The 24,305-nt window shown below is 40.9% G+C and carries 26 protein-coding genes and 1 pseudogene; 10 read left to right on the forward strand and 17 right to left on the reverse strand.

Going from position 1 to position 24,305, the window contains the following annotated elements:
* Positions 1 to 30: 30 nt before the first annotated feature.
* The 11 genes from V7K85_RS30715 to V7K85_RS30765 form a co-directional block, all read right to left on the reverse strand.
* A complete protein-coding gene (locus V7K85_RS30715; RefSeq protein WP_334819590.1) occupies positions 31 to 594 on the reverse strand; it encodes a leucine zipper domain-containing protein in 564 nt (187 codons plus the stop codon).
* Between the two features lie 308 nt (positions 595 to 902).
* Positions 903 to 1,139 (reverse strand): HNH endonuclease, encoded by a 237-nt coding sequence (locus V7K85_RS30720; protein WP_334819592.1) that lies wholly within the window; start codon positions 1,137 to 1,139, stop codon positions 903 to 905.
* A gap of 250 nt (positions 1,140 to 1,389) precedes the next feature.
* On the reverse strand, positions 1,390 to 1,815 hold the full coding sequence (locus V7K85_RS30725; RefSeq protein ID WP_334819594.1) for a reverse transcriptase N-terminal domain-containing protein: 426 nt from the start codon (positions 1,813 to 1,815) through the stop codon (positions 1,390 to 1,392).
* A gap of 223 nt (positions 1,816 to 2,038) precedes the next feature.
* A complete protein-coding gene (locus tag V7K85_RS30730; protein ID WP_334819596.1) occupies positions 2,039 to 2,221 on the reverse strand; it encodes a hypothetical protein in 183 nt (60 codons plus the stop codon).
* Positions 2,222 to 2,565: 344 nt separating this feature from the next.
* Positions 2,566 to 2,715, reverse strand: coding sequence for a hypothetical protein (locus tag V7K85_RS30735; protein WP_334819598.1), 150 nt, complete (start codon positions 2,713 to 2,715; stop codon positions 2,566 to 2,568).
* Between the two features lie 493 nt (positions 2,716 to 3,208).
* Positions 3,209 to 3,874, reverse strand: a complete 666-nt coding sequence (locus tag V7K85_RS30740; protein WP_334819600.1) for a HupE/UreJ family protein — start codon at positions 3,872 to 3,874, stop codon at positions 3,209 to 3,211.
* A gap of 487 nt (positions 3,875 to 4,361) precedes the next feature.
* A complete protein-coding gene (locus tag V7K85_RS30745) occupies positions 4,362 to 5,375 on the reverse strand; it encodes an Npun_R2821/Npun_R2822 family protein (protein ID WP_334819602.1) in 1,014 nt (337 codons plus the stop codon).
* A gap of 24 nt (positions 5,376 to 5,399) precedes the next feature.
* On the reverse strand, positions 5,400 to 5,576 hold the full coding sequence (locus tag V7K85_RS30750; protein WP_334819604.1) for a hypothetical protein: 177 nt from the start codon (positions 5,574 to 5,576) through the stop codon (positions 5,400 to 5,402).
* Between the two features lie 500 nt (positions 5,577 to 6,076).
* Positions 6,077 to 7,381, reverse strand: coding sequence for a sensor histidine kinase (locus V7K85_RS30755; RefSeq protein WP_334819606.1), 1,305 nt, complete (start codon positions 7,379 to 7,381; stop codon positions 6,077 to 6,079).
* Between the two features lie 87 nt (positions 7,382 to 7,468).
* Positions 7,469 to 9,220 carry an ABC transporter ATP-binding protein gene (locus V7K85_RS30760; protein ID WP_334819607.1) on the reverse strand — a complete coding sequence of 584 codons (1,752 nt, stop codon included), beginning with the start codon at positions 9,218 to 9,220 and terminating at the stop codon, positions 7,469 to 7,471.
* Between the two features lie 286 nt (positions 9,221 to 9,506).
* Positions 9,507 to 10,160 carry a hypothetical protein gene (locus tag V7K85_RS30765; protein WP_334819608.1) on the reverse strand — a complete coding sequence of 218 codons (654 nt, stop codon included), beginning with the start codon at positions 10,158 to 10,160 and terminating at the stop codon, positions 9,507 to 9,509.
* Positions 10,161 to 10,187: 27 nt separating this feature from the next.
* Here V7K85_RS30765 and V7K85_RS30770 point away from each other — a divergent pair, with 27 nt between their 5' ends.
* Entirely contained in the window at positions 10,188 to 10,430 is a 243-nt protein-coding gene (locus V7K85_RS30770) for a hypothetical protein (RefSeq protein WP_334819610.1), read from the forward strand.
* Between the two features lie 153 nt (positions 10,431 to 10,583).
* Entirely contained in the window at positions 10,584 to 11,582 is a 999-nt protein-coding gene (gene galE / locus V7K85_RS30775; RefSeq protein ID WP_334819612.1) for a UDP-glucose 4-epimerase GalE, read from the forward strand.
* A gap of 135 nt (positions 11,583 to 11,717) precedes the next feature.
* Here galE and V7K85_RS30780 read toward each other — a convergent pair whose 3' ends face one another.
* On the reverse strand, positions 11,718 to 12,413 hold the full coding sequence (locus tag V7K85_RS30780) for a hypothetical protein (protein WP_334819614.1): 696 nt from the start codon (positions 12,411 to 12,413) through the stop codon (positions 11,718 to 11,720).
* Positions 12,388 to 13,659: an urease accessory protein UreH domain-containing protein gene (locus V7K85_RS30785; protein ID WP_334819616.1), complete on the reverse strand. Its 1,272-nt coding sequence runs from the start codon at positions 13,657 to 13,659 to the stop codon at positions 12,388 to 12,390. The genes V7K85_RS30780 and V7K85_RS30785 overlap by 26 nt, the downstream gene beginning before the upstream one ends.
* Before the next feature lie 434 nt (positions 13,660 to 14,093).
* Between V7K85_RS30785 and V7K85_RS30790 the strand changes: the two genes are divergently transcribed.
* Entirely contained in the window at positions 14,094 to 14,606 is a 513-nt protein-coding gene (locus tag V7K85_RS30790; RefSeq protein WP_334819618.1) for a hypothetical protein, read from the forward strand.
* 28 nt (positions 14,607 to 14,634) lie between these two features.
* Here V7K85_RS30790 and V7K85_RS30795 read toward each other — a convergent pair.
* A pseudogene (locus V7K85_RS30795) lies at positions 14,635 to 14,745 on the reverse strand (IS982 family transposase); the annotation flags it as partial.
* Between the two features lie 97 nt (positions 14,746 to 14,842).
* Between V7K85_RS30795 and V7K85_RS30800 the strand changes: the two are divergent.
* Together V7K85_RS30800 and V7K85_RS30805 are read left to right on the forward strand one after the other, a co-directional pair.
* Positions 14,843 to 14,995: a type II toxin-antitoxin system death-on-curing family toxin gene (locus V7K85_RS30800; RefSeq protein WP_334819755.1), complete on the forward strand. Its 153-nt coding sequence runs from the start codon at positions 14,843 to 14,845 to the stop codon at positions 14,993 to 14,995.
* A gap of 188 nt (positions 14,996 to 15,183) precedes the next feature.
* Entirely contained in the window at positions 15,184 to 16,239 is a 1,056-nt protein-coding gene (locus V7K85_RS30805; protein ID WP_334819620.1) for a M28 family peptidase, read from the forward strand.
* Positions 16,240 to 16,669: 430 nt separating this feature from the next.
* Here V7K85_RS30805 and V7K85_RS30810 read toward each other — a convergent pair whose 3' ends face one another.
* Positions 16,670 to 17,122: a hypothetical protein gene (locus V7K85_RS30810; RefSeq protein WP_334819621.1), complete on the reverse strand. Its 453-nt coding sequence runs from the start codon at positions 17,120 to 17,122 to the stop codon at positions 16,670 to 16,672.
* 544 nt (positions 17,123 to 17,666) lie between these two features.
* Here V7K85_RS30810 and V7K85_RS30815 point away from each other — a divergent pair.
* The gene (locus V7K85_RS30815; protein ID WP_334819622.1) at positions 17,667 to 19,313 is read left to right on the forward strand and encodes an alpha/beta hydrolase; all 1,647 of its coding nucleotides are present in this window, start codon (positions 17,667 to 17,669) and stop codon (positions 19,311 to 19,313) included.
* 116 nt (positions 19,314 to 19,429) lie between these two features.
* Here the strand turns inward: V7K85_RS30815 and V7K85_RS30820 are convergent, their stop codons facing one another.
* On the reverse strand, positions 19,430 to 19,789 hold the full coding sequence (locus tag V7K85_RS30820; protein ID WP_334819623.1) for a hypothetical protein: 360 nt from the start codon (positions 19,787 to 19,789) through the stop codon (positions 19,430 to 19,432).
* A 509-nt stretch (positions 19,790 to 20,298) separates the two neighbouring features.
* On the opposite strand from V7K85_RS30820, the gene V7K85_RS30825 reads away from it, so the two are divergent.
* The 3 genes from V7K85_RS30825 to V7K85_RS30835 all read left to right on the forward strand — a co-directional run bounded on the left by V7K85_RS30825 (position 20,299) and on the right by V7K85_RS30835 (position 22,333).
* Entirely contained in the window at positions 20,299 to 21,012 is a 714-nt protein-coding gene (locus V7K85_RS30825; protein WP_334819624.1) for a DUF6875 domain-containing protein, read from the forward strand.
* Between the two features lie 639 nt (positions 21,013 to 21,651).
* Positions 21,652 to 21,825, forward strand: a complete 174-nt coding sequence (locus V7K85_RS30830; protein WP_334819625.1) for a UTRA domain-containing protein — start codon at positions 21,652 to 21,654, stop codon at positions 21,823 to 21,825.
* Between the two features lie 43 nt (positions 21,826 to 21,868).
* On the forward strand, positions 21,869 to 22,333 hold the full coding sequence (locus V7K85_RS30835; RefSeq protein WP_334819626.1) for a CYTH domain-containing protein: 465 nt from the start codon (positions 21,869 to 21,871) through the stop codon (positions 22,331 to 22,333).
* A gap of 66 nt (positions 22,334 to 22,399) precedes the next feature.
* On the opposite strand, the gene V7K85_RS30840 is transcribed toward V7K85_RS30835, so the two are convergent.
* Positions 22,400 to 22,690 carry a hypothetical protein gene (locus V7K85_RS30840; protein WP_334819628.1) on the reverse strand — a complete coding sequence of 97 codons (291 nt, stop codon included), beginning with the start codon at positions 22,688 to 22,690 and terminating at the stop codon, positions 22,400 to 22,402.
* 1,015 nt (positions 22,691 to 23,705) lie between these two features.
* Here V7K85_RS30840 and V7K85_RS30845 point away from each other — a divergent pair.
* Complete coding sequence (locus V7K85_RS30845; protein WP_334819630.1) at positions 23,706 to 24,290, forward strand: DUF2808 domain-containing protein; 585 nt, start codon at positions 23,706 to 23,708, stop codon at positions 24,288 to 24,290.
* Positions 24,291 to 24,305 lie beyond the last annotated feature (15 nt).

The raw sequence follows: 24,305 nt of genomic DNA on the forward strand, positions 1-24,305 counted from the left end.
GCAAAGATAAATGCCGATTAAAAATTGAAATCAACCCTCATTCCATAGGCGTTCTAATTGACGCCGCCAAACAGCTAGAACTTCTTCTCGCGCCTCTGAGGTTTGATTTATTTCGCCCATTAATCCTTCTGCGTAAAAACGTTCTAAGCTTTGCATAGTAGTTTGCAGAGATTGTCCTTGTTGTTTTGCTGCCTGAATAATTTGCCGGATGCGGCTTTCAACTACTCGGTTAAAGACATTATCTAATCCAGCCTGATAAAGAGATACAAGTCGGTTGATTGCATTGGACAAATCTGCACTCACTAAAGTGTCACTGTTATGTTGAAATACCCCCCAAATTACCCCTTCATACAAAGCGTAACGTACTTCTTGAGTGTCATCAAAGTTGGCTTCTAGGAACTGTCCTAAAAATGGTTGCCCTGACTGTGCGGGTACAATAGGCAGTAAAACTCGCAGCCAAGTATTATCTTCGGAAAGCAACACCAACAGCCGAAAAGTAGAAGTGTCTACTTGCCACGATCCAGGAGCGATAGCATTAATAACTGCTGTATCAAATAATTCTGTTAGCGTAACCGCAATTTCTTCAGGTGTCATAAGCCACTCCAAAAATACTAAGAATTCCTCTCACGAAGTGTAGCAATTCTTTACACTTTTTTTTGCTTCAACCTGGAAGCGTCGGCACTACCCAGTCAGCAAGCTGAAACGATCGATCTGGCCGCCTTCTCAAAAATTAAAGTCAGTGAAGGAGTTGCCCCCTCCACTGCTCTCCAAAACGGAACGTGATAGTTTCCCATCATTCCGCTCCTCAGTAAAACGGCTGTTGTCATCAGTACGTCATTGCCAACATATCGCTTTACCTGTTTTATTAACGGGTTCCACTGGTGGCTTAGGTTTAGCACTTGTTATGGCGCTAATTTAATACCGAGACTACCATCAAAGGCAGTCTTTTTATCGTGGCAATGTCGATGGAGTAGTTGCCAATTATCGTATGAGTTCCTTCCACCTTTAGATGTAGGAACGGTGTGGTCAACTTCAATCGAATCTCCATTTGTAAAGTAGTTGCCGCAATGAACGCATATCCCTTTTTGCCTTTTCAGTAATATTGCAACTCTGGTAGACACTTCAGGATGTACGCCCATTCTTGAACTCCAATAAATCCAGTTACCGTCATAAGGTGATGCTTTGCCTTTAACTTTGACAAAGCGTTTGATTTCTGTGGAACTGTGTTGTATTAACTTCAGGGAATTTTTACCTTCCCCAGTTGCAAATACCCAGTTGTTGCCTTCTACTGTTTTAAAGTATTTAAGGCGTATCCACCCTCTACCTTTATTTCTATGACGGTAACGACCCCATTTCAGAAGCTTAAAGACAACTAGATGCCATAACCTTTCAAATACTTTCTGGCTCTAATGTCAGTTTGACAAGTGCTTGCAAAGCTCGGTCGAACATTGTCGGTATTCCCAAAGGTCTTTTTTCCACTGTTCCTGGTTTGGGTATCCAAACTCGGCGCGTAGGATTTACCTTTGAACCCAGTTTTATTTCATTTACCAAGGTCAAACGTTGCTTTGGGGTCAGTGATTTAACTCCGTCCACGCCAGCCGTTTTCTTACCTTGATTATCCTGAGTTACGCGACGAACCGATAATGCTCTTGCTGACCGTGAGCTTATCAACAACTTTTGAAGTTTATGAGCTAACTTGACATCACCACGACTAGACGCTTGGTATATCCGCTTTTGCAACTTGAAAACATTACGCTCTAGCTTTCGCCAGTCGATATTTTTCCATTCATACATCGGTTTTAACGCCGTGTTCATGATTTATTCATTGCTACTGGTAGCTATACTTTCCGTTTTACCGTGTGTCCGTGGGCATATCCTTACCATTACAGCAAGGCGTTAGCTTCTGACCCAATCTCTCTCACTTGCTACCTGGTTTTTATTCCAGAGTTTTCGTCTTAGCTGACTACTCAAAGTATTCGACCTCTTTGAGAGTAATCAAGTGAGTTACTTCGTTCCTCATAACCTTTGTTTTGTTCTGTTAAGATGTCACCTTTTCACCGAGTTTCTGGGTAACGTAGGTATGCCGACTCAAATCCTCATACCACCCTTTTCCTTGTGCCCTTTTTGGGACTACCAGCGCATAAAGCCTAATTTCGCTGGTTCGCTTTAACGGTGATTCAATCAGTGACTTCGCATTTGCTATCCATAAGAACTTACTCACGGGACACCACTTTTAGGCTAATAGCTCTTTCCGCTTTTATCCCCGCTTCACCGATTGATGGCTAGTCTCTACAGTGGGGGATATGTTTTCACTCTTACGTCTAGAGGGCAGGGCTTGACGTTTTCTAGGATAATAGCGCTCACCTGCAAGGTTATGAAGTTGTCATCTACAAGGGATTAAAGTGCGAACTCAATCCTAATGGATTACCCTGTAGAAGCCAGTCATCCCCCGATTGCTCGGTTTCGACTGAACGAATCGCACTTAATCGAAGTATTTAAATCTCTATCACGTTCAATTAACCTTTGTTAGATATAGCCTCTAGATTAGCGCAGAGGTGCATCAGCTTATTCACTAAAATGCTGTGCAAAAAACTCACTGTAGTTACTGTTGGCATCTTGCCAGGATTCTTCAAACTCTCTACTAGCTGCAATAAAACAGCGATCGCGTGCCTTTACTTTATCGCCTGGATTCGCTAAAACACATGTAATTTGCATATTAAAATTTTCTCAATATCTTGTGGGGTGGGCATCTTGCCCGCCCTGATGGGAGCAACTTGAATGCTGATTAGCTTACTACCACGCTAACTGTTAGATCCTTTTGAGCCAACTGGTACAGACTGAGAGCTACTGTACGACTTATTCTCAACGATGTAACCCATTAACTTAAAAGGAGCCAATGACTATGATAATATTTAACGTTATAGACGTAGAGGACAATATACATTACCTAAAGTATGAAGAAATAGAGGAATCAAAAGTAGCGGATGAAGGCAAATGCAACGACGATTACCTTGATGCTGAATACTTTCGAGTCCTTCTGAAAAACGGCGATATAATCCTTCTGGAAATGTGTAGACAGAATGAACTTAGCCGAAAGTTTCTTTACCGCTCACTGATGCCAGGCGAATAGCCGTAACCTGTCCCTAATAACTTACCTCCGCCCCCTGGAATCTCTGGGGAGCTTTTCGGTTGCCTTCAAACCTTACCCCTAATTGCTCAAAAACACAATCCCGATCGCACAGAAAGCGAAGCCAGCAATGCTAATTTTCCAGGGTAAAATTCGGTTTATTTCTCCCATACCCATCGCACCACCAATTTTTCTGGCACTCATGGCAACCGCAAACAGAGTTAAGGTAATGCCTAGTATATAGGTAACTAGTGGGATCATTCCTGCCTCAATAATAGATTCAGCATCAGCGTAACCCTGAAATAAACCAGCACTGACGCCCACCAGAGCAAGTACCATAAAGTTTGGTTGATTTGGGATGATCAGTATAGTACCAAAAACGATGGTAGAAATGGCGATGGCTATTTCTGTGCCTGGTAAATTTAGCTGGAATAAATGAATTATAATGCCCAAGACTGTTGCTAAGACAAAACATCCAGCTATCACAGCGCCATGAATAAACACAGATGAGAGTAAGCCAATAGCAACAATACCAACTAAACAATCCAAGCTAATGACTGGATCTGCCAGTCCCCAGAGAAAGCCTTCCCAGTAGTTAGAGATGGTATGACGATCTGGTGTTCCACTCAATGAACTCAGTAAGCTAATTAAAATTAGAGCTGCGATCGCCCCAAGATGCCGATGCATTAACTTCAAGGTGTAAAATTGCCCCCAAGCACGGGATTCTGATAATTTAGTTTTGAACATTACCATATGCCAAATTAGTTTTTTCGGTAATTTATACTACCCACATACCCAAACAAACTAACGTGGTAATGACGCCAGATTACACTAGCTTCATCAAGTTATCTAAAGCCACGGTTATTGCACAAGTTTTCTGATAACAGGCTGCGTAGGCGTTGGCGTAGCCCAAGGTAGAGAAGCCCGTCGCAGACATCGCTACTAGTAATGATCAACACTTGACATTTAAGACGGTATCTAATTGACCGCAAATGTAGTTTAAAAATGTAGTTGTGATTTCCTTTTATCTAGGACTTACGCATCGTACATACAGCAGATTGCAGGTAAATGAAGTACACAGGTAGGGGCACAGCACTGCTGTGCCCTTAAAATCATCTGTACCTCACCAAGTTGCAATCTGCTGTAAGTACTATACGCAATTTGGGCATTTCAGCCGTGTTCAGCACTAACCAGAATTTTTTGAAATCTTCAGTTTTTGTCCAAAGTCCAAAACTTAAGTAAGAGTTATTTGAAGTTTCTTCACTGCTTTTTGAATTAATCGATTACTTTTGGTCGCAATACTAGGCTGTTTTAGCTGTTGCGGCCTTTTCTGCGGTTCCTTAAGAAAACGATAGTATAAAAACTCATCTCTGTAACAAATATTGACGTCTTCACCTTGACATAAACGGGCGAAATCAGTAAAAGAATAGTTCATGTAGTGAATGCGATGAATTGGTTTTAATTCATCTTGGTTGTACAGGACATTATCAACATTTACAAAGGGGTCTGAGTTAGCACAGTTACCTGTTCTGTCTTTACCATTAGGACTGAGAGTAAAATTAAATAAAGCAAGATTTGATTTCCATGTCAAATAATTAAATAAATGTGCATCATCCCACCATGCAGTCAGCCATTCAACCTCTCTATCTTCAATTAATAATTTTTTATATAAATCTAAATCTTTTTCTGGAAATAACCCTGATTTAGAACCAAAAAAATCAGAGCAATGAAGTCTAGGACGTATATCTTTTTCGTAAACAATCTTGGACTTTTCTAAAAGGGGAATATTTAATGGGACTTTTGTGCGTTCTTTAATATGTATCCAGTCATCAAACACAAAATCGTATGCGTTTAGTTTTTCAAAAATATCATCAACTGGCTTCATTAGAAGGCTGTCAGCATCACAAAATATAAATTTATCAAAATGTCCGTGAAAAACACACATTTTTCTTTGTAAGTGACCTGATGACCACCAATTACGTGAAATTTTGGAAGTTCTAATACCTGGATGAACTGCCCAAACTTGGTGAGCAAAGTCTTCCCAACACTGTATTGCCTCGCAATTATCAAAAATGCTGACGTTTTTTCTAGACTTTACTTCTTTTTGAACTAAGTCTAATCTATCATCATAGGGAATAATACAAACAGGAATATCTGGGCTAACATTAACCTCAATACTATTCAAAAGTGCTACTAACTGATCATAAACGACATCATTTGCAAGTGTATAAATACCGAAAGATTCCATAAGATAATATCCTGATTTTCACATTTAGTTTATTTGTGAGGCTTCTGGCGCGATCGTGCGTGCGATCGCTGCCCACGCCCGGAAGTTGAGAAGTCCCTCCTCGCCAGAACCCTTATAAATAGCGCTTTTGGGCAAGTCAATGAATTCCGTTTCTGAGGAAATTTTCTTAAGAGCGCCCAATTTCCTAATTAATTTCATCATTATTACTTGATGGGCATTGATTAAAATGGGAGCAAGGCAAAAAAGTGAGAACCAATAAATAATGTCATTTTAAACACTTTTTAAACCTGATAACACCAGTAAGAACACTAGGAAAACGGTAATTTTGCCCAGTTTATTATCAATAAAATTGGTTTATTGATAATAAAAATCAAATCTCACAAAATTGCGTTGCTCCCGATTAAAATTTATGTCAGGCGTTCGCCTTGAAAAAGCTCAACATCACATCAATATATAGTCAGTGGTTACAGTTTTAGCGGGGAAGAGGTACTCCAACCCTTCCACCCAAACCGCGCACACCAGGTAAACGCCGTAGCCGTAAAAACCGTTATACAACTGTTAAAAAAACTGCTTTTAAACCACTCAAAGAGCAACAAAAATCTGCTTAATCTCAAATATCTTCATCTTGAACGTTGTGTTTGATGAACTCAGTACTGCTGGGTTATTTCTTGCTGCCTAGTCTAAACTCAAGCAAATTACTATCAAACAGACTTGATCCGAATCGGAATCTGGATGATGAACTCTGTGCCTTGAAGTGGTGCAGAAATACACTTGAGTTGACCACCATGCTTGTTGATAATTTGGTAGCTAATCGACATGCCTAAACCTGTACCTGAACCAACAGGTTTAGTTGTATAAAATGGATCAAATATTTTGTGCTTTATTTCTTCTGTCATCCCACAGCCATTATCAGCAATCCGAATTATCACTTGATTGGTGTCTAAAGCCTCAGTGCAAATGCGAATCTGGGGATTGTTAGTTGTCAGTTGTTGGTTGCCAGTTGTTTTTGCATTGACCACTAACAGACGACAACCAATTATTGATTCTTTCAAAGTATCAATAGAATTATTCAGAATATTCATAAATACTTGATTGAGTTGTCCAGGATAGCACTCGACTTTAGGCAAATTGCCGTATTCTTTTATAACTTGAATATCTGGATGATTTCCTTTGGCTTCCAAGCGATTTTGCAAAATTAAGAGAGTGCTATCAAGACCTTCGTGGAGATCAACTTCTTTTTTTTCCGCTTCATCTAGCCGCGAGAAGTTACGCAAGGATAAGACTAGCTTGGAAATGCGCTCGGCTCCCATTTTTATGGAAGATAAAATTTTCGGTAAGTCTTCTTTAATGAAATCAAGGTCAATTTCTTCAATATAAGCTTGAATTTCTGATAGTAAATGGCAATTACATTTTTGAGAAAGCGTAATCAAATTCAGTAAATCTTTAATATAATAATTGACAATAACGATATTACCGTCAATAAAATTTACAGGATTATTAATTTCATGAGCAATACCCGCAACTAATTGCCCTAATGAAGACATTTTTTCAGTTTGAATCAGTTGACTTTGTGTATTCTCAAGTTCCTTTAAGGTAAGTTTTAGTTGACAGTTAGCTGCTTCTAGTTGTGCCGGACTTGGCAAAGCCAGAGCCTGGGGGATGATGGGTAACAGTGCGATCGCTGTATAGAGTGAGATAATAGCCGTAATAACTTTGATGAAACTGGACAGCCAGTAAGTTGGATGCCAAAGCGTCCATACATCCATTACATGGGTTGTACCACAAGAGACGATAAAAGCTCCAAATAATAGAAGTATCCATTTGAAAGGGAAATCCTTTCGCTTGTGGACAAAGTAAATAAGGACGATGGGAATAGAATAATACACCAAAGCAATCAGAGAATCTGAGATGATATTTAGCCACACTAAACTCGGCTTCCAGAGGTAACAATGTCCATGTGGAATAAATAAGCTATCAGTAAAAAAATTTTGGAAAAATTCCAGCATCTATTATCAAAGAAGGTAATTTATCAGGTATCAGATGACAAATTATACATGCTGTATAAGAAATTGTCCTTAATATTAAATGTTGTCCTAATGCAGTAATTCTTCAACTTGATTCTGGCTCCATAAAGTTCTGTACAGACCCTGTTGTTGCACCAGTTGTAAGTGATTACCTATCTGAACAATTTTTCCTTTTTCCATCACAAAAATTCGGTCGGTAACCGCCGCCGCCGATAATTGATGAGTAATGAAAATTACTGTTTTGCGCTCTGTACCACCAGAGAGATTTTTGAGAATTTGCGTGGCTGTTTGATTATCCACACTAGAGAGGGCATCATCCAAAATTAACACTGGAGCATTGACCAGCATCGCCCTAGCCAAGGCAGTACGTTGTCGTTGACCGCCAGAAAGAGTAATACCGCGTTCACCAACAATAGTTTCGTATTGCTGGGGAAAATTGTTAATTTCTGATTTAATTTGGGCAAGTTTAGCGACAGATTCTACCTGCTCTTGTTCGCTAAGTGGATCACCGTAGCGGATATTATTTTTGATTGTAGTGCTAAATAGAAAGCTATCTTGAGGAACGTAGGCGATCGCACCTCGTAAAGAAGCCAAAGCTATCTTAGTAATATCTTGCCCATCTAAAAACAATTGTCCTGATTCAATATCCAACAAGCGCGGCAAAGCATTCGCCAAAGTAGATTTCCCCGAACCAATCGCCCCAACAATTGCCACGGTTTCTCCCGGATGAATAGTAAAGTTAACATTTGCTAAAGCTGGAGTAGTGGAACCAGGGTAATTGTAGGTGAGATTTTTAGCTGTCAGTTGCCCTTTTAATTCAGCCACTGGTAAATTTATAGCATCGGCTGTGTCTTGAATTTTCGGTGTGACAGAGAGAATAGATTCAAGCCGATCAATACTAACTTCGCCCCGTTGGTAAGCTGTAATTGTGAATCCTAAAAGGGCTGTGGGGAAAACTAGACGCTCTACATAGAGTAAGAGTGCTAAAAAGTCGCCAACTTCAAGAGTCCCAGAAGACATCCGCGCCGTCCCTAGCCAGATGATTACCAGCGAACTGATATTAGCTAGCCCGCCAATTAGCGGAAACAGTGTATTTCGGACTTTTGCCAGTTCCAAGTTAGCAGTCAATAGCTGCTGATTTTTCTTAGCAAAGGCTCGACGCTCGTTTGCTTCTTGGGCATAGATTTTAATTAAGGCAATGCCACTGATATCCTCTTGGATGAGTTCGCTGATGTCAGAGAGTTGCTCTTGGACTGCTGCTTGTTGTTTGCGTAAGCGATCGCTAAACAGACTCACTAACAAGAACATAAAAGGGTACACTGCCAGGGAGGCTAGTGTCAGATCCACACTAATCGCCAGCATTACTGGCAGTGTCAGGGCGTAGGCAAACACCGTATTTGCCAAACTCAAAACTGCAAAACCCAATAACCGCTTGATATTGTCCACATCACTGGTAGCGCGATTAATCAAATCGCCAGCAGTATTACTGGCAAAATAAGCCGGCTCCAGCTTGAGTAAGTGTTCAAAAATCCGTTGTTTCAGGTCAAATTCCACCTGACGCCCCACCCCAAATAGCCAAATGCGGGATGCCATCCGCATTAGCCACATCGCCGAACTGAGCAAGACAATGATAACTACGTAATGTAGTATTTGGTTCCAGCTGAAGGTTGTCGAGAGTTTGTCAACACCAGCACGAATCAACCAAGGGATATAAACGCCCAGTGCATTGACAGACAACAAAGCGAGAATCCCCAAGGACACTTCCCGCCAATGGGGTCGTAAGTAAGCAGTGAGTTTAGCGATTCGTCGAGATTTTGCCATTAAAGCAATTTTGCAACTTTATCATCTTAGATTAACTGCTAGTCCAAGAGGGCAGCTATGTAGAGGGAATATCGCTTTTAATTTACGCTTTTGTTACCTCTTTTAACTGGATAGTTATTGCCGTTCTCTTTTGCCCAAAGCCGAATGGTAACGTCTACTCAAACTCTTGGTGTTCTGGTGGCTTTCCCAGCCTCAATTAATCCAGCTACTAGTACCGTTACCCTGTGGGGAATGCGGTACTAGGGCGTGGTCTTGTCACCTTTTTAGTTTTTCTTTTTTTACTTTATTACCGCTGAACACGCAAGAACCTGTAAATTTCAAAGAGATAAGTTTCCCAAGTTCTGGTTGTCAATTGTAACGTTTCCGCATTCGGTACAAAGTCTTCAAGACGTAAACCACGGGCGCGAATATCTTGAGGACTTCCTTGTAATAGGTAGGGAGGCACTCTTAAATTATAAGAAAGAATGCGATCGCCTGTCACATCTGAGATGTTCGCTGCGGTAGTTGGTTGCTCTAATGCCACCAGTGTCCCAGATGTTGGTGCAGCAGTTGCTACATAGGTTTCACCTGCCATTGCTAGAGGTGCCCGATAAAGGAAATAAGCGACTGCTGGTGTACTTGCCAACAGCAAAATCGTCAGTGCCCAACCGATCAAGTATCCTCCTGGTTTGTCTATCCCGCCTCCTTTGATTCTCTGAGCTGCAAAAATCATCAGTAAAACAGAGGCTCCTAGAGGCTTGAGTGGAAAAGACAGCAGCCTCGACAACGACGCTACAGCTGGTTCATTGGGGTTAACAAATGATAGGGCTATGATTACCAAGATAACGACTAAGATCAATCGCCCGACAAAAGTTCCAGAGGGATAAAATCGCTGGAACAGAGAATATACGATAGTGCCAATCAGCAGCCACAGCAGTACCCGACTTAGCAATAGAAACATAGATTAACTCTCAAATTTTCTGGTGCGGTGAGCCAGTGTGGTGGTGAGGCAGTCCGCTTTGAACGGGGTTTCCACGCCACTTCTTCAACCGGAGGAACCCTAGTTGAAGAAGTGGCTCCCCAAAAGGAACTGCTATGTATGGTTTCCCGGTATAAAACAACTAGCGACTTCTTAGCAATAGCGACGCTAGGAGCGTCACCCGTAAGGGTCAACCTAGAGGTTTCGGGAAATGGATTTATTTTATTGTCAAATTGTAATCGCACTGTTTGACTTAAAATACCTCAAACCTCACACCCAAAGACTACCGTCGTAGTGATTTTAGTGCAATTTTTTGACACTGCGTCTATTATTTATAATTTTCCAGAAGAGTAATGTGGCACCGGTAAACTAAATTAATTGAGTAATCCACTCAAAAGGAAAACTATGTCGCCTGAAAAGCCTACCATTTTGGTAACGGGGGGAGCTGGATATATTGGTTCTCATACAGTGCTTGCTTTGAAGCAAGCGGGTTATAACGTTGTCATCCTAGATAATCTGGTCTATGGGCATCGTGACCTGGTAGAAAGGGTTTTACAGGTAGAACTGATAGTAGGGGATACAGGCGATCGCGCCTTGCTAGATCACCTATTTAAAACCCATGATATTGCCGCTGTGATGCACTTTTCTGCCTATGCCTACGTAGGAGAATCGGTGACTGACCCGGCTAAATATTACCGCAATAACGTTGTTGGTACTTTGACCCTGTTAGAAGCGATGCTGACAGCATCTGTGAAGAAATTTGTCTTTTCTTCTACTTGTGCTACCTACGGGGTGCCGGAATTTGTACCGATTCCAGAAAACCATCCCCAAAATCCGATTAATCCCTATGGCGCTACGAAGCTGATGGTAGAGCGGATTCTCTCTGATTTTGATGTTGCTTACGGTTTCCAATCAGTGCGTTTCCGCTATTTCAATGCTGCTGGTGCTAATCCCAGTAGCTTACTCGGCGAGGATCATAACCCAGAAACCCATTTGATTCCCTTGGTGCTGATGACAGCTTTAGGCAAACGAGAATCCATCTCAATTTTCGGCATCGATTACCCTACGCCCGATGGTACTTGTATTCGAGATTATATTCACGTTAACGACTTAGCAGATGCCCATATTTTAGGATTGGAATATTTATTAAAAGGTGGCGATAGCGAAGTTTTTAATTTGGGCAATGGCAGCGGCTTCTCCGTCAGAGAAGTCATTGCAGCTGCCGAACAGGTGACAGGAATTTCCATACCAGTCGAAGAACGCTCACGCCGTCCTGGCGATCCCCCAATTCTCATTGGCACCAGCGAGCAAGCTAGAACAATTTTAGGCTGGCAACCTCAGTATCCATCCATCCAAGATATTGTCGCTCATGCGTGGCAATGGCATCAAAAGCGACATAAGTAGAAGTTAGGAGTTGGGAGTTGGGAGTTAGTAAATTTCAGATTTTAGATTTTAGATTTTTCCTTCAATCCAAAATCTAAAATCGTTAAGTCTTGAATTCATACTCTCAACTCCTGACTCATAACTCTTAGCTCTTAACTACTCCCCACTCCCTCTCATACTTCGCAGTACGACAACTAAGATGCCGATAAATCCGAGGATTGGGAGTGCGATCGCCCAAAGTGGTAAATTTTGAGAGCTACCTTCTCCTAAATCGCCATTGACATCTCGCTGGTTTTGTGTATTCTGTGTAGACCCGCCTGCCACAGTAACTTCAAATTTGAACTTAAACGGTTTGAATCTTCCCCCAGAGATTGGTTTCCCATTTAGTTGCAATTCATAAATCCCTGGCTTGGGAAAGACAACTTCCGCACCTGGGATGCCTTTATAGCGTTCAGCTGCCACAGATTCTAACTGTGGTTCTAGGAGTGGTGGCTCTTTGGCAGCATAAGGTTCGGCATAAACAGCCAACTGACAATTACACTGTGACAAGGGAATCACCCTTCCACCTCTGCGGGTAAGTGCAAACCAGACTTGGCTTGGTTCTCCAGCCTGGGGGTTATCATTTGGTTCAACGTGAAGGGTGCCACCGACATCTCCAGCTACTTCCACCTGATGAGCAGCAGCAGGGTAAAGATTAGTTATTGAGATGACTAAGCAACTCAGGAATAATAAATACCTTATTGCTCCTTGATGCCAGGAAATGCCTTTGAGCGGGTAACGCCTCTGTTTTTGACTAGTTGGGATGGAGCCAGAAAACAAAGATGATTTACCGCGATTTGGTTGGGGGAACATAAAACTTTTCTACGGCTAACTTTGACCAAAAAAAGCGCGAACGTACTAGCAAGACACCAAGAGTAACAATTCCCATCAGTACTGCCGCTAATTTATTTCCCCAAGTTGATTGCAAGGAACCCAGGTAATGGGAACCAATCAACACAGCATGAATGGCACTCAAGAGCAAGGCTGGCACACCCAATAGATGAATCTGTCGCCAACGCTTGCCCAAAGATTTCTGCAAGGATTCCCAACTCGTAAAAGCAGCGGGGGACATTAATACCAATGCTACAGCACCCGCAGCCATACCCCACTGAAATTCTGGCGGCATAAAATCAAAGGCGGCAAAATTCCATTGCAATGAGTGTTCTATCATGTGGGCGGTGTGAACCACAGAAAGCACAAAAGCTCCCACCCCCAAAGCGCGGCGGTAACGCAGTGGTGAAGCCCACAACCCACTAATGGGACGCGCAATCAGCGCCAAGATTAAGCAAAACAAAGCGGCGTGTCCGGTGTAATCTACCATTGTGTCACCAGTCCGCAACAAGGTGATCACGCCAATGGTGAGTGTCACCCAACCGCCTAATCGAAACAACTGACTGCGCCTGTCTTTACTTACCAATGATGTGGAGACGCCTACACCTAGCATTGTAGGCAGGGTTCCCAAGCCAAAAGCCAACATAGTTGCCCCACCCATCCATAAATTGCCAGTTTGAGCAGCTTTAATTTGGGCAGCATACAGGAAACCACAGGGCATTAAACCCCAAGTCATCCCCAAAAGCATTGGCGTCCACCATTTGGTTTTGAAGGAAAGCTTAACCATTCCCGCACTGAGGCGATCGTGTAAACTACCTTGTAATAAGGGGTGTAACACGGGAATGCGCGGCAGTAAATCGGGTTTTACTTGTCCTAAGCCAAACCAAATCAGCATTACACCAGTTATAATTGCCATCCAGCGCCGGAAGTCGCTGCCAATACCCGCTAGTTGTCCACCTTGCAGTAATACCGAACCTAGCGCCCCAATGCCAGCACCGACTAGAGCATAGCTCAACATCCGCCCCAGGTTTAGCAAAAGATGAAATTTTAATTGCTGTTGCCAAGTATCGGACTTTTCTAAGGTTGATATCCGTCCCAAGGAAGCTTTTTGTAGAATTTTCGGCTGATGAGACAGGGAAAACGCCACTGTTAGAGGGCCACACATCCCAAAGCAATGTCCAAAACTCCCCAGGAAACCCAAGATTGAGATCAGCAATAAATCTACCATAAAAAAAGTCCTGAGTTCTGAGTCATGAGTCCTGAGTGTCAAAATAAAGATTTTGAAGAATTAAGAAGAAATTCTTTTCTCTTCTTCTTTGCTCAGTACTCAGCACTCCTCTAGTGCGGCAGTGTAAGTGAAGTTGCGATCGCTGTCAAAAGACGATTTGTCAAACTTGATGTTTATTCATAGGAAAGAAAAAAGTAAGAAAGTCTGAGTGTAAACACTCATAAAACTCCCTGAACGCGCGTAAATCCTAAACTAATAACTTGATCTATATCAGTATATACCGTATAGTGATATACTTTTATCCGTGTATAATTTTAATAGATGAAGTAGCATCTACTTAAAAATGCCTGTCCATTGTTTCGATTAGTATCTTAATAGTATTCAAAAACCTCTCTTAACTAGATAGTTTTTAACTAAACACAAGTAGAAAAGATATGTTGTTTAACAATAAATTATATAAGAAAAATGATGTTTATGGTATAAGTCGTGACCTCCCTTTAAACTATATAAAGAGGCAAGAAGTTGATCAAAAACTTATTGAAAGTTTAGACAAAAGTAGACACATTGTTATATATGGTAGCTCCAAGCAGGGAAAAACATCTTTAAAAAAGAGTTGCCTTAAATCTGATGAATATATTAATATTAAATGTCTTAATCATTGGAAATTAACAGATATACATCTTGCTATTCTGAAACAAGCAGGTTATCAAACTACTCAATCTGTTAAAAAAACTGCTTCTGGCAAGCAAAAGGTTGCAGCTTCTTTTGAAGGATTAGTAAATTTTTTCGGACTTGCTGGAAGTAAAGGAACAATTGCAGCCGACACAGAACAACAAAAAACTACTGAGACTTTATTAGAAAATTTTGATGTTGATCCAGACGATGTAAATGATATTATTACTTGTCTGAATGCGATCAAATTTCAACAGTATATTGAATATAATTAGAAAATGTAACGCGATGTGCGACTTAATCTTACGTAACAAGTTCATCGAATTGAAGAGGCTCACAATTATGGCGATTAAGCCAGAAGCAAAGGGTATGAGTTAAAATTTTGTGATTGATTCTGCTGGATAAGTGCCACATATGCTAGGACGACCGCATCATGTCAATAAGAGTAGTATATTCTCAATATAGTTAAAATAATCTCATTAATCTTTGCTTATTGCTAAAGGTTTAAGCGATTGTATTTGTAAAAAACCATGCATTTATAGATGGCAATAAAAGGGTAGCTTTCGTTTCGATGGCTACCTTTCTGATATTGAACGCTTATTCTTTAGAAGTGCCAGAAAAAGAAGTTGTATTAATGATAAAAAGACTTTCAACTGATCAATAGACTCAAGAGTCGATAGCAGATTGGATTAAAGAAAATTGTATTAAAATAGACAATTAAACTTATTGCAAAGTGATGCAGATTTATTTAAGAATTTAGGGAACCAAAATATTAAACCCTTTTTAGCAATCTTGGAAAGTTATGCCTGTGGATTCGCGCTACCCTAAGTCTGAAAGCCAAGGATAAATGACATGAAAAAATGGATTTGGCTCATGCTGTTAGCACTGATGGCAGTTGCGGTGGTGGGTAGCAGAGGTAGCACGTTTTTTGAACAGCGTCCGTCACCAGCAATTGTTCAAAGTATTCCAGTGAAAACACGCCAACCACAGGCAGAGTCAAAGGAAGTTGACAATACCCTACAAGTGTCTACTGACAAGCTGTTAACCCATATCCAAAAGTTGAATTTTCAGCGCTACACAACAACAGAGCGATCGCTTACTCGCACTTATATCACAACTGAACTGAGAAAATTAGGCTGGAAGCCGAAATTGGAAAAGTTCTCTGAGGGTGTGAATATTTTTGCCGAACGCCCAGGAACTAACAAAGCCGCTAAAGCAATTCTCGTAGGAGCGCATTACGACACTGTTGCCTTATCCCCTGGTGCTGATGATAATGCCAGTGGTGTAGCCGTAGTGCTGGAAGTAGCCCGGTTGCTCGGTTCCCGTCCCACGCCACGGACGTTGCAGTTAGCTTTTTTTGACAAAGAGGAAGCAGGACTTTTAGGTAGTCAGGCTTTCGTTAGCAAGACACCACGCTTGCAAAACTTGGGTGGAGCGATCGTTATGGATATGGTGGGTTATGCTTGTTACACTGCTGGGTGTCAAAAATACCCTGCCGGATTGCCTGTTACCCCACCTAGCGACAAAGGCGACTTTTTGGCAGTAGTCGGTGATATAGAACATTTGCCTTTGCTGAATGCCTTTCAAAGCTCACAGATGCTCCGCTCAACCGCCCTAAATAAACAGAAATCAAATCTGCCACCAGTCCTAACACTACCAATTCCTTTTAAAGGTTTACTGACACCAGACACCCTACGCAGCGACCATGCACCGTTTTGGTATCAGGGTGTAGGTGCTGTGCTGGTGACAGATACCGCAAATTTACGTACTCCCCACTATCATAAACCTAGCGATGTTCCAGCGACTATCGAGCGATCGTTTTTCACAGGAGCAGCACAGATTGTGGTCAATGCTACTACTACCTTGTTAGAGAAAAACGAGGTTTTGGAAACTCAACCGCCAAGCTGAGTAAATAATTTGTAATTAATCAATTCAGGGATAGAGTTACTTAATTTATTACAGCAGTTTTCATTTCTTTGAACCAGATATGTTATAGGGGCACAGCAATGCTCATACGTGTCAACTTAATGTGAAAGCTTAGTCTGATCACAAGAGTGAAAATTTTTCGATGTACACCTAGATTTTAGATCCCCCCTAACCACCCTTTTTAAGGGGGGAATTAGAATTTTAGCCCCCTTTTTAAGTGGAGCAAGTGGCGTGGGTTGGAGGATCTAAAACGATGGAAAATTGCGTGTTTGAGCTTAAGTTGACGCCAATGAGCTTTTTCTGTGCGCGTAGGGCGTGGTCTATTTACCTGAAAACAGCTGTAATGAAAAAATAAATTTATTCATTACTTATTTGCCTACGGCACGCTGCACGAATAGGCATGGGGCTATAATTACGAATTATGCTGACCAACTTTTGATTCAGGGAAAGTCAACGTCCAGTTCTGTTTATCATTGATCTGAAAGTACAAACCTTGGAGAATGAGCCGCAGAGCTGTTCGAGTTCTAATAAACTTCCTCACCAGATAAGTTCCTGGTTCAGCAAAGATATCATTAAAGTTTTTTCTATGACCAAATTGTTTTGAACAGTAACTGCCAGCACCTTGGACTGTGAATACAAAAAATGGAGCTTGTTTGTATTCATCAGGAATCATGAAGATTCCATATACATGGTGACGACCACGCCACGGCTGAACAATAACCTTAGTAGCATGTACTTGGAATTTTGTAGTTTTTGATGCAAGATTTGCCTCAAAATTGCAATCAGAATCATTCACAGGCCACCACAGTGTAATAATAGTTAAGGAGAGCAGCAAAATCAAAATATAGCGGAGTCTGCGATGCATAAAGCCAAGAAAAATTGTTGAGGCGGCGGGTAGAATTTGATCAGTGATGATAGTGCAGTTACAGCAGTAAGACTATCTACCTGCAACATCTCTGCAACACGTTCTAAAGGGCAAAGACAAAACATTAAACGGTCGGTAAAACTTTTCTGTAAAAAAAATTGCACTCAAGAATTTAGCCCACAAAAAATGTAGATTGTAGATGCGTAGTTTACCGCCGCAGGCATCGCTTACCCTGTTCTAGAGCTTTGTTACAGTATTAAACCTAGCTGAGAAACAATCGGGCTTTTGTGGCTGTAAACACTGATTTATGCTCAAATTTTTATCTGTGATGAATTCTACAATTCGTTGCTTTTGTTATACTTTTGATGTAACTCTGTTCGCATCAGCAGATGCTTTGAGGAGATCAGGGCGTAAGCGTAGTCCGTCGTAGATATCGCCATCAAGTTTAAGAAAAAATCTGCTTTAATTTCTAGGCAATTAATGCAGTAGTCAAATACACAAATATTAGTTATATTCCCGTAAGTAAGAATTGGTATAAAAGTTTATGGGAAGAAGTTGGGGAAGTTTTAAGACAGTTGTGGGTTTCTTTGGCGCAATTGTACTTACACAGTTCGGGGCAAATACTTCGGCCATTGCGGCTGACACAGTTGTTGTGCGTTTGGGTTTATTTACAGAATCAATCTCCCTTGCTGAGTTGCAAAAGGCTGCAAAAACTGGGGAATTGCCTGGGAGTTTGAAGCCTTACACTAAAGGATTATCTGAACAACAACGCCGCTTTCTCTTGGGGGCGCTGGGTATGAATATACCGATGAATGTTGTCACCGTTAATAGGTTAGTTAATACTCAGATTGGCACAACTATTCTCAATGACCTTGCTACGGCCTTAGCCCGAAAAGACAAAGCTGGGGTACAAGCACTCAGAGCAGGATTGGTATTAGGTTCTACTGCACCGCAGGGTCTTTCTCTATTGAGTTTTATCGCTGCTTATCCTAGTAAACGCCTAGAAATTAATTTGTCACAGGCTTTTATAGTTGCAAGGAGTTTGAATACAGCTTTTTGGCGTACCCAGCAATTTATGCTAACCATCGCTCCTGAACTCGGCCCCAAAACACCGCAGATTGCTTTCCCTTTTGATCCCAGCCAACCAGGAATAGCTCAAGTACAAATACTGAAATTAGACTGGAATGACCAAAAGCGTAACCGTAACATTCCAGTTGATATTTACTGGTCAACTGCTGCAACTGCCAATAAACCCGTAATTGTCTTTTCTCACGGCTTCGCGTCAGTCCGCACGGACTTGCGTTACCTAGCAGAACATTTAGCATCCCACGGTTATGTAGTAGCAACTTTAGAACATCCCGGTAGTAACCAGGCAAATACTAACTCAGCATTACAAGGCAAAAGCAGAGTTATGAAGCCTCAGGAGTTTTTGGATCGTCCTCAAGATATTAGTTTTGTCCTCGACGAATTAGAAAAGCTCAACCAAACGGCTAATCATCCGTTGCAAGGGAAACTTGCAACCATGAACGCGATGGTCATTGGCCATTCTTTTGGTGGTGGTACAGCTTTAGAAGTTGCTGGAGCCGAGTTACAACTGGAACGACTCAAACAACGCTGTAAAAAGAACTTGGCTATCTTCAGTGAGGGAGAAGTTATGCAGTGCATCGCTCAAGAACTGCCAGAAAATACCTATCAACTACGAGATACCAGAATAAAACAGGCGATCGCTCTCAATCCTACAACTTCTCTGATCTTTGGCGAAACTGGGTTAACTAAGGTGCAAGTTCCTACTTTAGTGTTAGCAAGTTCCGCAGATAAAACCACCCCAGCTTTAACTGAACAAATTGTGGGATTTGACAAAATTCCATCTCCAAAATGGCTAGTTGGTATAGTTGGGGGCACTCATCTGAGTGTAAAAGACCCCAGTCAGACTTTGGATCAAATAGGACAAGCAAATACACCAATTAGTGGCGGTGAAGTCGTGGGGGAACAAGCAGCAGATGTTCGCAAGTACGTTAAAGCTATAGCTTTGTCCTTTGCTGCACAGATGACTCCAGAAGCTAAAAACTACGCTATCTTTCTGACATCAGATTATGCCCAGTTTGCTTCGACTCCGGCATTTCCATTTCGCCTAATTACGCAGATTCCTCCTGATGCTATGGCAGTGGTGAAAGAATTTGTTGATAAATAAGGGACTTGCAATTAAAAAATATCCAATTTGTAAAGGAGTCAGTACGTTGCCCAGAGTTGTCTGTATACAAAATCCCGCAGGGTGCAAAGGTTTCCTCCGATAGCGCAGCCTCTTCTCTACCTTGGGCTAAGCCAACGAGTCCGAGTACTCCTTCCTGCAAAGAGGCAAGCTAGCAAGAGCGTCTCGTAGAGAGCGTCTAACTTTGCTATCCCGTTCGCCTTGATCTTTGTCAGCATAAGGGTACAGAACTTCTCCTTTCCTTCTCTACCTTGGGCTGCGCCAACGGGACGCGCAAGGCACAAAGACGCCCTTGCTAGCTTGCTTCTGTCTAGGAGTACGGGAGGTTGCCGATACTCAATGACTCGTTGGCGCAGCCCAAGGTAAAGAAGAGGCTGCGCTATCCGTTGTAGCAACTGCTGAACCAGCGCACCCAAGTTGGTTTCATAAAAGTAGGTGACTGGTGTTAACGTCAGCATTATAGTAGCTTAATATTTGAACCATATTTAAATAAGTGGGCGTTAGAAAATACAATTATATTAAAAAATGTAAATTGATTAAAAGCTGATATTAAAAGCCTTTTTCGTACTTTACATAAATTTACATAGTTTGATTTAATTGTGCCTACCTGCTTACTGTTAAAGCAATACTAAATTTTTACAGTAAAAATAACTATTTAAACATAAACTTCACAATATTCTTCCTGAAAATCATACACACTTAAAAGTGTAAAAAAAATAGGAGCATCTGCTAGAGAATACATACGTCTTCTAGCTAAAATGCCAAAAATAAATGAACAAAACTCGCTTGTTGCGAAAATATGTTTGTGTGTATATTGGTGTGACTTTAAATAAATTAACAAAAATGCTAGAGCATTTTTATCTGCTACGAGCCACAGATAAACCCAAAATAAAAAATATCAAAGCTGTTTTCATTTATTTATTTAGATAACAATGAGTTTTGAACAGCTAATCTTCTAAAACTAATTTTGGATTTTGAATTAAACAATTATTCCATTTTACTTAAGCTCATGGAACTCTATACAACTCTTGAAATCGAACAGCAATACAAAGATATTCTTTGCTTAATTGAAATTATGGAGTGGGTAAAAAGTTTTTTAGGAAGGCCTCATCCTAACTTAGGAAGACCCGGTGTAGTTTGCCCTTTTGTACCTCACGCTCTCAAATCAAACAGCATTCGTCTGGCAGTGATTCGCACAAAAGATTTGTATCCAGAACAAATAGAAGAGATTGTTAGTTGCTACCGAGATATCTTTATTGAGATGGAAGTTAAAGAGCAAGAATTAGCAATCAACAAAGCTTTTTTACTTATATTTCCTGACATTCATATAGAAGACGCTTCTAAACTAATAGATAGTGTCCAACAAAAACTTAAACCTTTGTTTGTTGAGTCAGGACTGATGATAGGAGAATTTCATAAACGTAATGAAAGTCCTGGCCTGCACAACCCAAACTTCCGTCCACTTCGTAGCCCTATCCCTTTGTTGGCTATCCGATTTATGGTTGAAGCTGACCTCCCATTTCTTCAGAATCCGGCTGATCCACGCTTACGTATTCGGTATCTGGAAGCTTATTTAAAGTGTTTTGGTGATAAATTTACAGATGAAACAAGGTATAAAAATGCTCATCAAGCATTGGCTTTAGCGAAAGAACAACTTAAAGACGAAAATTTGGTGTATTAACATATAAAAAATTCAGGAGTCAGAAGTTAGGAGTAAAATTTGCTCTAGATTTGGCTCTTGAGTTGAAAAGGTGTACCTCATTAAATTGCAAACTGCTGTAGATATCAGATGTTTGAATTGGAAACTGAGGACTAGGGCGTGTTTTCAAACTCAAAAAGTAGGTTGGGTTAAGCGTAGCGCAACCCAACAAAGCAACGCAAATGTTGGGTTACCCTTCGGGATCTTGCTACGTTCCTCAAACGCCCCTTGCTTCTCCCTACAGCCTTTTGGGCATCCTACGGCAGGCGCTAGCCTCTCACGAATGGGAGAAGGGGAGACGCTGCGCGTAGCTTGCTTCTCCGTAGGAGTACAAGTCGGGAAACCCGCCCAATGCAATGGCTCCCCAACCTACATTTAAGTCTAATTTGGGGTTTGAAAACAGTCACTAGGGAACTTGGAACCCCGTCTTGGTATTGGTATCTCCCATCGACATTTGGACTACTTCCAGACTGCCGCGATCGCAAAATAGGTGAATAGCTTTCGCTGGATTACAGGTGAATAGTTGGATAGCTTCATAAACAGGCTTACCAGTTTTTTGAGCGATAATAAAAATAGATTGCAGCAGGCTTTTTAGCCTATAAACAGCACATCAAGGTAGACTTGCCTGAGCCAGATGGCCATGATGCACAGTGGTTAGCACTCCCACCCAATCAATCCATCCTCCTAGCAGAGTCGGTGAATGTTGATCAAACTGGTAATGTGATTGAGTATGGCGTAACTCGACTCCGGGGCGATCGCATGGAATTATTTTTTGAAAATGACTTGACAAAATGACTCAGCTTGTTGATAGACAAAAGCAAATAATCAGGTAAGTAAAATGGCAAAAGAAATAGAGCGGAAATATTTAGTGAGAGGAGATAGTTGGAGAGGATTAGCTGAAGGTAGTGTATATCGTCAAGGATACATTGCCACACAAGACAAAGCGACTGTACGTATACGTATAGTAGGAGAAAAAAGTTATTTGACAATTAAAGGCCCTAATATCAAATATTCGAGATTAGAGTTTGAGTATCCTATTCCTGTTGAAGATGCTCAAGAAATGCTTGAGACATTGTGTGAACGTCCTTTTATAGAAAAAATCAGATATAAAATAGAGTCGGATGGTTTAATTTGGGAAATAGATGAGTTTGATGGTGTTAATAAAGGACTAATTTTAGCAGAAGTTGAACTCAGTGATCAAAACCAACAAATTGAACTACCAACCTGGATTGGACAAGAAGTTTCTGATGATTTCAGATATTTCAACAGCAATTTAGTAAAACATCCTTTTTCACAATGGTAATTGCTGAAATATTGGGAACATCCCAATTTGGCAAAAATACCTAACGAATAGAATTCGTGGCTACACTTAATAAAAAATACAGACTCTGAAACCCACGCAGGTGGATTTTGCGTGTGTAGCTGCGGTTTCTAACCGCCCTTTGAACTGCGTATTTTGGTCAAAATTGGCAGACTCTCGATTTAAGTATTTTTTAAATTGATGTTGTTTGATTGAGTAGGTGTAATGCTGCAAAACTTGAAGACTTAGCAAAATTTTTTCTTCTATAAACTCCTCATGTCCTTTGAGAACAAGTTCTTCTGCCGCTGTACCATAAAGTTCATTGAGCATGTCATCATCAAGTGAAGGCGATCGCATCATCAAACATCACTTCCCTATCTCTAAGAGCGATCGTACAATTGAAATATTGACGCACCATTTGAATCTGATGTAAAGAAGCCATTACTGTAATTTCGCTTTACCGTTTGACAGCATGATTGCAGGTAAATGAAGTACACAGGTAGGGACACAGCACTGCTGTGCCCTTAAAATCATCTGTACCTCACCAAGTTGCAATTTGCTGTAATTTAGGACTTACGCATCAAGTACGAAATGTCGGGGCAATACCCTGCCTTAAGCCGCAACTCTTGGAGACGCTCCGCGTAGCTTGCTTCTCCGTAGGAGTATGCGTCTACATGAATTGCCCCTACGGGAAATCAAGGCTTTCACTGCCTTTTTGCGTAAGTCCTGTAATTTTGCCTGCCTACTTATCCCTTGTAAGCAATTACTTTTTAAGTAAATTTACTAGAAAAAATTTATCCTATTGTATTTATAGGGAAAATCACTAATCTAAACCTGCTAAATTTGTGTATTTTGAAAGAATTAAATCATCATAAATCAGTGTATTTTCATCTTTTAGCATCATTATATAGTTATAAGTTCAGTAAGATTATTGATATGTAATTCAATTGAGAAATTTACTGCCATGTGAAATTATCGATTTTTCAGATAATTTACTATTTAAACTACGGTAAACATATCGTATTATAGATGTATGCAAACATTTAAACTACGGTAAAATTATCGATTTACGGGTGTTAAAGTTTAGTCAAAGCCCGCTAAAATCATCGACTTTTAAGGGAATTTACTAATAAAAATTTTGGGCAAACTACTAGTTAAATTTAAATTCAAATATCTGTTCTTTATTCCTGACAAATTTAAATCGCGTGCTAGAATTACAGCAAAACTGTCTAATTAAATAGTCGGTAAACTTGATTACAGTTGCTAATTTTATAGACTGTAGTGATTCCTTTTTTCAGGTTGAAATAGGGGGATTGGAAGCACAACTTAAATAATTGAGTCTGAGATAAAAATTATTGAGGTAGAAATATAAATTATGAAGTACGTTACTAGCTTTTTTAGTACTCTATTTGTTGTTAGCACTGGACTATATTTACTACCTCATTCAGTGGCCGATGCAGTTACCTTAGGCAATGGCATGTTGGCGCAGCCCGCCGTAGGCATCGCCTTTGCCGAACCACCGCGTTTAGTTAGTGCCAGCACTCCATACAGCAATACAAGTGTTCCGAATACGACCTACTATTTCACTCTGGAAGTGCCAGTGACGGCTGGAGAACCGTTGCAACAGGTTACCTTTAACCAGATTGAGGGGACTGAAGATATTGAATTCAATCAGAAAGATACTTTTGCCTTTGAAGGCACACGCAATCACCAAGGTTCAAAGTTGGCACTCAAAGCTGTCAAAGGTAACAACAAACAGCAGACTATCAAAGTAACCTTTGATACTCCCATACCACCAGGTAAGACTGTTACTATTGGTCTGCAAACTTACCGCAATCCTTTTTATGATGGCGTCTATTTATTTGGTGTGAAGGCTTTTCCCTCTGGTGAGCAAACCGCTGGTCAATTTCTCGGCATTGGTCGTTTGCAATTTTACGCACCCATGACTACAGAGAATTAGGCATTGCAGAATAGA

This window comes from Nostoc sp. (assembly GCF_036917615.1).
In the GTDB taxonomy this organism is placed as follows: domain Bacteria; phylum Cyanobacteriota; class Cyanobacteriia; order Cyanobacteriales; family Nostocaceae; genus Nostoc.